A 2,155-nucleotide genomic window follows, 5' to 3' on the forward strand; every position below is an offset into this window, starting at 1 on the left:
GTTTTTCTTAACGTTCATAAAACTAATACTCGTTCTTTTGGTATAGTCTCTAGAAAACTCACTATTTGGATTCTGTTCTAAAGCATCTGCTAAAGTAACATCTTGATATTGTGGGTCAAATTTTGGATCTATAAATTTCTCACCAATACTATAACTCATAGGTAACTGTATACCCCAATCTTTCGGTGTTAGCACTTTTCCTAGGTTTACAGTAGTAGCAATGTCATATTGTTTAGTTTCATCTAAACTACGTTGATTTACCCTATCTTCTACATTACCAAAACCAATGGTAGACATACTACCAGCTAAAGCAACATTGGCAACATCAGCAAAATTTGCATCTGCATTTACAACTGCAGCCCAACCACCTTCGTTATCAAAACCAGCAGATCGTAGTTCATTAAACCAAACTTCTCCACTTTTTGGAGTTAGAGAGGTGTTTTTTAAACCCAACATAATAGTTCTTAATTGTGCTAAGGTTGGGTTTCCTTTTACACTAATTGTATAAGGTAAATTTGCATCTTGACTTGTAGATGTGTATAATTCATTTATAGGCGCAACTGTAGGGCCTAACGCATCTCTTTCTAATTTTACCAAACCAAAAGATTCTAAAAAGGCATCTAAATTATTGGCTTCTGGCCAAATTTCTAGGGCAGATGTACCATTTCTAGATACTGTTAATGGCAATTCTATTTGATAAAAGTTTTCGTTTAAATCTGTACCTAATCGAATAATTGCAGAAAAATCGCCATCATTTACACCAGATTCTCCTTGATTTTCTTGTAAGTGCATAAACATTTTTAAACGTTTAAAACGTCTTAAGTCTATACTAATGTTTTTATAGATTGCACGTATTTTGTCTGTTTCTAATCTGTTTACTTTTAAAGTTACAGATTGTTCATTTTGCAACTGTACAGTGGTGCTACCTTGCAAACGCTCTCTTTCAATTCCAGGTGGTTGTATGTAACTACCTTCATTTTGTTCTATACTAACAACACCTACTTCAAAATCGTTTAACTCATCTTGTGTTAAATCTCTATCTGGATTTATAGCAGGATCTAAAGTTCTAACATAGCGTCTCCAATCTCCACGTACCAAGTCTAACTCGCCAAAACGAATGACAACTGGCATTTTAAAGTTGGTTAAAAACATTCTCATAAAACGAATACTGTTAAAGTCTGAAATACCATTTATTGGAGTTCCACTTCTAACAGGTACTCTAAATTGATACCATTTACTTTGTTGGGTATTTCCGTTTTCTAAAGTTACAGTGGTTGTTTTTTCATCAACTACATAACCAAAACCCTTTCTTAGGCTATTTCTGTCTAGAGGAATTTTATATTCATAATAACTCTCTACAGTATTCATGGTCTGGTCTCTATTAATATCTTCAACATCTGGGTAAGTTGTAGATGATGTCGGGTAAGGCTCTCCACCTTGATTTAAGGTTGGTGAGTTGCCTTGTGTATTGTTGTAGTCTTTATATCTTGTTATTAAAGTGGCGTTTATTGCGTCTAAATTACTGCCTCTAAAAAACTGAAAATTGTCTGCTGCAGGATCGTCTAAAGTTGCATATTGTCCAATACCTGTTAAGTTTCTTTCCTCATCATCATCTAAACCATCAAAACCAATATCTTGGTTTGTTCTTGCCTCATCTAGCTCGTTAAATGCATAAATTATGGATGGATTTCTCGGTACATCACCCCAAATGGTATTATTAATATTACTACCTGGTACTTTTAGGCCATCTTCTGGCAAACCGTTTTCGTACATTTTACGGTTATCTTTTAAAACATCTTCAGAAATATTTCCTAAGTTGATGTATAAATCTCCCACTTGGTTTATAGGATTGTTTGGGTCTATACCTTGTGGCAACCCTTCTTCTGTTGTAAGCGAATAGTTTTGGTAAGGGTCCATAATCCAAAACTGGATGTACTCTACGTTTGCTTGATCAAAATTATTGGTTGTTAAAGGTCTTGTTATACCTGCCCATCTACTTTCTGGGTTGGGTAAGGTTACTTTACCATCTTGTATATTTGCAGCAGGATCATAGTTGTAAGAACCTCTTTCTTGAGGAAAATAAGCCAAATCTAATGTTCTAACCAAAGAGTTTTGTGTAATGTCTAATTGCACATTTGGAAATAATTCTCTATAA

The 2,155-nt window shown here is 34.4% G+C and carries 1 protein-coding gene; it reads right to left on the minus strand.

Features of this window, described 5'->3' with window-relative positions; translation table 11 throughout:
* On the minus strand, positions 1-2,155 hold a 2,155-nt coding region (sprA, locus tag ACTG3S_RS08930; protein WP_439129012.1), incomplete at both ends, for a cell surface protein SprA.

Source organism: Polaribacter sp. (assembly GCF_965656025.1).
Taxonomy (GTDB): Bacteria; Bacteroidota; Bacteroidia; order Flavobacteriales; family Flavobacteriaceae; genus Polaribacter.